4 protein-coding genes and 2 pseudogenes are annotated in these 6,763 nt (G+C 71.4%); 2 read left to right on the top strand and 4 right to left on the bottom strand.

Translation table 11 applies throughout. The features are described from left to right. The 4 genes and pseudogenes from AC08OQ_RS03475 to AC08OQ_RS03460 all read right to left on the bottom strand — a co-directional run. On the bottom strand, positions 1-979 hold a 979-nt coding region (locus AC08OQ_RS03475), incomplete at its 3' end, for an ABC transporter ATP-binding protein (RefSeq protein ID WP_476611896.1). Positions 980-1,208: 229 nt separating this feature from the next. Then, complete coding sequence (locus AC08OQ_RS03470; protein ID WP_462187123.1) at positions 1,209-2,156, bottom strand: MurR/RpiR family transcriptional regulator; 948 nt, start codon at positions 2,154-2,156, stop codon at positions 1,209-1,211. A gap of 106 nt (positions 2,157-2,262) precedes the next feature. Next, a pseudogene (gene metX / locus AC08OQ_RS03465) lies at positions 2,263-3,464 on the bottom strand (homoserine O-acetyltransferase MetX). Then, positions 3,436-4,608 (bottom strand): PLP-dependent transferase, encoded by a 1,173-nt coding sequence (locus AC08OQ_RS03460; protein ID WP_476600227.1) that lies wholly within the window; start codon positions 4,606-4,608, stop codon positions 3,436-3,438. The pseudogene metX and the gene AC08OQ_RS03460 overlap by 29 nt, the downstream one beginning before the upstream one ends. Positions 4,609-5,359: 751 nt before the next feature. Between AC08OQ_RS03460 and AC08OQ_RS03455 the strand changes: the two are divergent. Both AC08OQ_RS03455 and AC08OQ_RS03450 read left to right on the top strand, forming a co-directional pair. Then, positions 5,360-6,508 (top strand): annotated as a pseudogene (locus tag AC08OQ_RS03455) (DUF222 domain-containing protein); the annotation flags it as partial. Next, the gene (locus tag AC08OQ_RS03450; protein ID WP_476598863.1) at positions 6,509-6,757 is read left to right on the top strand and encodes an HNH endonuclease signature motif containing protein; all 249 of its coding nucleotides are present in this window, start codon (positions 6,509-6,511) and stop codon (positions 6,755-6,757) included. Positions 6,758-6,763 lie beyond the last annotated feature (6 nt).

The following is a 6,763-nucleotide window of genomic DNA, read 5'->3' as shown; positions in this document are numbered from 1 at the left end:
TGCCGAGGTTCTCGACCGTGGTCACGACACCTTCGATCTGCGCGGTCAACCCGGGTGATGCCGTCAACCCGGGTGATGCCGACGATGTCTCGGCCGGGCCGGGCAACTCGGCCGGGCCGGGCAACAGCGCCAGGTTCTCGGGTCGCACACCGACGATGACGTCGCGGGGTTCGTCGAAGCCCGGCCACAGCGGGATGCGTAGCCCGTCCGCGCGGACCGCCAGCAGGTCGCCGTCGGCCTCCACCCGGGCCTCGATCAGGTTCATCGGCGGTGCGCCGAGGAAGCCGGCGACGAACACCGAGGCCGGCGTGTCGTAGACCTCGGTCGGGCTGCCCACCTGTTCCACGCGGCCGCCGTTGAGCAGGACCACGCGGGTCGCCATCGACATGGCCTCCACCTGGTCGTGGGTGACGTAGATGAAGGTTCGGCCCAGCCGGCGGTGCAGTCCGGCGAGCTCGGTGCGGGTCGCGGTGCGCAGTTTCGCGTCGAGGTTCGAGAGGGGCTCGTCCATGAGGAACGCCTGGGGGTCACGGACCAGCGCACGGCCGAGCGCCACCTGTTGGCGCTGCCCGCCGGATAGCTCACGGGGGCGCCGGTGGAGCAGCCCGCCGAGTTCGAGCTGGTCGGCGACCTCGCGGACGCGCCGGGCGATCTCCGCCTTGGGGCGGCGCGCGGCCCGCAGCGGAAACCCGATGTTGCGCTCGACCGTCAGGTGCGGGTACAGCGCGTAGCTCTGGAAGACCATGGCGAGGTCGCGCCGTCGGGCGGGGACATGGGTGATGTCGCGGTCGCCGAGCATGATGCGCCCCTCGCTCGGCTCCAGCAGGCCGGCGATCATGCGCAGCAGCGTGGTCTTCCCGCAGCCGCTCGGTCCCAGTAGAACGAGGGAGTCACCGTCCGCCACGTCGAGGGAGACGTCGTCCACCGCACGGACGTTTCCGAAGCGCCTCGTGAGGCCCTCGATCCGGATTTCTGCCACCCAGCACCCCGTGTACGTCTGTTCCAGAAGTGCGCCTGCCCCCTGGCTCCTCGTTACAGAGGCAGTCTCGGGTACCTAGATGAATGGTCCATGACGGTCGGGAAACGGGGGACAGTCACTTACCGCAACGAATCTCCGGCCAAGCGCCTTGCCGGTGGGACGCTTTCGTAGCTGTCCGAGCGCCCCTTGGCGCGCGTCCCCTGACCCGACTGACCCGACCGGTCATCGGTCAGAACTCGTAGGGATCGGCGGCTCCGCGGCCGGGATCCGCCGCGGGCCGCCGCGGGCCGTCCTCCGCCCGCACGGAGTGGCCCTGGACGTCCCGCATGACGGTCCCGGCCAGCAGCGGGTTGTCCGTGCGGCGCAGGCCGACCGCGAGCTGCAGGGCGTTGAGCAGCAGCAGGGAGGCCAGCCGGCTTGCGATCATGTCCGAGCTGATGGGCCAGTCGGGCGACCCCACCACGAGGCTGATGTCGGCGATCTCGGCCAGGGGCCCGGCCGTGTAGCTGGTGATGCCGATGACGGCGGCGCCCGCGGTCCGGGCCGCCTCCGCGGCCCGCAGACTCGGCTCGTTCGCCCCGCTGCTCGTGATGACCAGGCAGACGTCCGAGGGCGCGAGCAGGCGGGCGGTGAGTTCCTGGGCGATCGAGTCGCCCGGCGCCTCGGCCGGCCGGCCCATGCTGAGGAAGCGCAACGCCGCGTCCTGGGCGACCGGAGCCGATCCGCCGTTGCCGATGACGAGCAGTCGGTTGGCCCGGTCCAGCAGGTCCACGGCGGGCGCGAGACGGGACCGGTCCAGCGGGCCGAGCGCGTCGGCGAGCACCGCGGTCGCCGCGCCGAAGACGGTGTCCACCAGGCGCTCGACCGGGTCGGCAGCGTCCGTTCGGCCGATCTCACCGCGTAGCGCCGCGGCCCCGCTCTCCCGGGCGAGCTCGACGCGGAAATGCTGGAATCCGCGGAAGCCGAGATGTTGGCAGGCGCGCACCACCGTGGCCGTCGATGTTCCCGCGGCCTCCGCGAGCTGCGCGGCGGACCATTCGACCACGTCCCCCGGACGGGCCAGACACACTTCGGCCACCCGCTGCTCGCTCGGGAGCAGGCCCGGCAGGGCCGCGCGGATGGTGGCGAACAGCCCGCCCGGGCGGGCACCCGGCGGACCGGCGGAGGGGGTCACCATGCAGCGGTTCATACACGCTCAAGGTGACGGGCCGGGGTGCCGTCCGCTGCCGTGCCGCGCGGTGCCGTCACCGTGCGGATAAATCGTGCGGATAATCAGTTCCGGGTCAGGCCGTCCGGAGTGCGTCGTGGACGATTGCGGCGACCTGCTCGGTCTCGATCAGGAACCCGTCGTGCCTGCGCCGCGAGTGGACGACGCGCAACGGCGCGCCGACGCGCTCGGCGATGTACTCCTGCAGGTGGAGGGGATAGAGTCGGTCGGAATCGACCCCTGCGACGGTGAACGGCACCGGGCAGGACCGTAGCGCCGGCGCGCGCCCCCCGCGCCCCCGGCCGACGTCCTGGATCATCATCGCCCGGGTCAGGGCGACGTAAGTGCCGGCGTCGAACCGAGCGGCCAGCTTGCCGGCATGGTGGTCGAGGTAGGAGGCGACCTCGAACAAGCCGTCGGGCCGGGTCCGATCCGCGAACCGTTCCTCCAGTTCGGCCTCGCTGCGATAGCTGATCTGGGCCACCCGCCGGGCCAGACCCATGCCGGCGTCCGGGCCGCGTCCGTCGGGCCGGTCGTGGTAGTCGCCGCCGTTCCAGGCCGGGTCGTCGGTGATCGCACGAAGCTGCACCGCGGACAACCCGATCTGCTCCGCCGTCGCCGCCGCGCCGCAGGCCAGGATCACGGCGTGGTCGACCCGGTCGGGATGGCCGACGGCCCACTCCAGGGCCCGCATGCCCCCATCGAGCCGCCGACCACCGCGGCCCAGCGCCGGATGCCGAGCGCGTCGGCGACGGCGACCTCCACCGTGACCTGATCGGAGATCGTGATCTCGGGCCATCGGCCGCCCCAGGGTCGGCCGTCCGGCGCGGGACTGGCTGGCCCGGTCGTGCCCTGGCAGCCGCCCAGCACATTCGCACAGACCACGAAGAGGCGATCGGTGTCGAGGGCCCGTCCAGGCCCGATCAGGCCATCCCGCCAGCCTGGGGTGGGGTGGCCCGGCCCGGGCGGGCCGGCGGCGTGACTGTCCCCGGTGAGCGCGTGCAGGACCAGCACCGCGTTGGTGGCCGCGGAGTCGAGGCGGCCCCACGTCTCGTAGGCCACTGTCACGCCGGGCAGGACGCCGCCGCGTTCCAGCCGCAGCGGTCCCGGCAGGTCGACGAACCGGCGCCGTCCCACCGGGTCGATCCCGGCGCGCCATGCCCCGGAGGCGGGCGGTGGCGCCGACGGCGCCGGTTCGACCGTCGGCGGCACCGGTTCGACCGAAAGGGCCGCACCGGTGCCACGCGACTCAGCTCTTGGCCGCACGGAACCCGGCATCGAGGTCGGCCAGGATGTCGTCGATCCCCTCGATGCCGACCGACAGGCGGACGAGATCCGGGGTGACCCCGGTCGCGGTCTGCTCGGTCTCGGTGAGCTGGGAGTGCGTCGTCGTCGCGGGATGGATAATCAGTGAGCGGACGTCACCAACGTTCGCCAGGTGGCTGAACAGCTCGACCCCCTCGACGAACTTCTTCCCGGCTTCGGCGCCACCGGCGATGCCGAAGGACAGGATCGCGCCGGCGCCGCGGGGGAGCACCTTCTGTGCCCGGGAGTACCACCGCGACGACGGCAGGCCCGGGTAGGCCACCCAGCTCACCTCGTCGCGCGCCTCGAGCCACTCGGCGACCCGCTGGGCGTTCGCGGTGTGCCGCTCGATCCGCAGCGACAGCGTCTCCAGACCCTGGAGCAGCAGGAACGAGTTGAACGGGGAGATCGCCGGGCCGAGGTCGCGCAGTAGCTGCACGCGCGCCTTGACGATGTACGAGCCGTGACCGAGCGCGTCCCAGTAGACCAGACCATGGTAGCTCGGGTCGGGAGTGGTGAAGTTCGCGAACCGGCCGGAGGCGCCGAAGTCGAACCGGCCGCCGTCGACGATGAGGGGGATCCCGTGCGCGTGGGCGACCTCGGAGATCCCGACGGTGTCGAGGACGTCGCCGCGGGGGTTGCCGATCGTTTCCCCGTAGAACGCCTTCGTGGTGGGCCGCACCGCCGCCCGCCACTCCTGGAGATCATCGGGATCGCCGACGAAGGAGACCTCGATGCCCAGCTTCGGCAGGGTGTAGTGGAACAGGTTGTACGTCCCGCCGTACAGGCTGGCCGAGGAGACCACGTGGTCGCCGGCCTCGGCCAGGTTCAAGATCGCCAGCGTCTCCGCGGCCTGCCCCGACGCCGCCGCGAGCGCCCCGATCCCACCTTCGAGGGCGGCGATGCGCTGCTCGAAGACATCCTGGGTGGGGTTCATGATCCGGGTGTAGATGTTTCCGGGCTCACCGAGGGCGAACAGGGCGGCGGCGTGGTCGGTGTCGCGGAAGACGTAGCTGGTGGTCTGGTAGATCGGCACGGCTCGGGCGCCGGTCGCCGGGTCCGGCTGGGCTCCCGCGTGGATCTGCTGGGTCTCGAACGACCAGCTCTCGGTGCTCATAGGGTGATCCTCCCCGGGGTGAAGTCGGTGTTCGGTGCGTCGGTGGTGTCGGCGTGTCGGCGGTGTACCGGGCACCGGCTGTGGGACGCCGGCCGGGCACTGATACCTGCGACTGCCTGCGACTACCACCGATACCTGCGACTAATCTGCGATGGCTGTCCTCGTCCGCGGTTCCTCACGGTTGCCCGCGCGGTGTGGCGGTGGACGGTCCGGCTGCCGAAGGGGAACCGGGCCGCTTCCCCGGGGCCGGTCGGAATGCCTAAGATCGTGCGGTACGAAAAAGATCAGAAGCCCGGGCGCAGCCCGTCGAAGGCGGCCGTGCGGGATGGGTGGCCGCCTAGTGTACCGACCTTCGGGCATCCCCCGAACATCGCAGAGCGGCGCGCAACCGTCCCGGATGTCCGGCATGTGACCGCATGGTTCCGACGCTAGCAGCGTGTCGGGTCGTTGTCTGCAGCGGGCGCAGATTTTCCACCGGAGAAGTGAACAATCGCAGGCGCGGGATGGGCCCTGGACCGTGCTCGAGGCCATGCCCCGGGCTGCCGGGGGAGTCGAGGGCGGCCTGGGCGGGGTTCGGGGACGGTCCAGGCCGGCAGACCGCCGGCCATGCACGTGAAGCTGAGGGCGACCGGGATCTTCGCGCAGGGCACGCACAGCACGCCGGTCCTCATGTCCGCTACGACCACAGCACCTAGTTACGGTAATCGAACATGAGTTCGATATTGGGGGTTGTGTGATCTACGCTTGATCCATGACCATCACTGCCGGCCCGGCCCTCGGGCAGCATCTGGTGCCGTTGGGTTTGGCGGTAGTGGCCGAGCAGGTCGGCGGCCTGTTGGACGCGCCGGTGTGGTCGTTGTCGGATGCCGAGTTGTACGGCGCCCTGGACGACTGTTCGGTGGAGCTGGCCCGCCTGGCCGCGGTGCGGCTCGCGCTGGTGCGGGAGGCCCACGGCCGGAACCTGGCCGTGCGGGAGGGGGCTACCAGCACCGCGGCGCTGCTGCGGGAACGGCTGCGGATCCGGCCGGGGGACGCCCAACGCCTGGTCGATCTGGCCCTGGCCGTGGACGGACCGCTGAGTGCCACCGGTGCGGCCCTGGCCGCCGGCGCGATCACGGTCGAGTAGGCGGTCGAGGTCCGCACGACGATCCGTTCCCTCCCCCGCGACCTGGACGCGCAGGTGTACACGGCGGCGGAGGCATCCCTGCTGGAGCTGGCCCGGATGTTCGACCCCCGCGAACTGGCCCGTCTTGGCCGGCACCTGCGGGAACAACTCACCCGGATCGACACCAGCCCCGGCGGCGATGACCCCGCCAACACCGGCAGCCAGAACGGCGACCGTGAGGGCGCCGACTCCGGCACGTCTCCCGGCCCCGCAGGGGGCCCGGCCGGCGATGACAACCAGAACCCGGGCAACGGCAACCAGGATTCGGGCGACGCCCCCGGGGATCGGCGCGGCCTGTGGATCATCGATCTGCCCGGGGGCACCACCCGTATCACCGGCGAACTCGACGCCGAAGCCGCCGCGCTCCTACGCAGCGCACTCGACCCGCTGGCCAAACCCCGTCCCGCCGACGACGGCACCCCCGGCCCCCGCACACCTGCACAGCGCCGCGCCGACGCCCTCGTCGACCTCCTTCACCGCACCCTCACCACCGCAGCTCTGCCCGTCACCGGCGGCGTGCGCCCCCACCTCACCGTCACCCTCCCCTGGACGGCACTACTCGGCCAGGGAGGTACGCCCGCCACCACCAGCTGGGGTCAACCTCTGCCGGCCAGTGTCCTGCGCCGCCTGGCCTGTGACGCCACGGTCACCCGCGTCGTCTTCGATGCGGCGAGCGTCCCCCTCGACGTCGGACGGGCCCACCGCACCGCACCCGCGGACCTACGCCGCGCCGTCATCGCCCGAGACGTCTGCTGTTCATTCCCGGGGTGTGATCGGCCGCCGTCATGGTGCGAAGTTCACCACGTTCGTCATTGGATAGACGGTGGAAGAACCTCACTCGACAACCTGGTACTGCTGTGTGGATATCATCATAGGCTCATCCACCACCACGGCTGGATCGTCCGAATCGGCCACGATCGCCGGCCCGAATTCATCCCCCCGCCCTGGGTCGACTCCGACCAGACACCCCGACGCAACCCCTAGGAGTCG

The organism is Frankia sp. CcCS3 (assembly GCF_977927575.1).
This window is presented reverse-complemented; position numbering and strand designations above follow the sequence as displayed.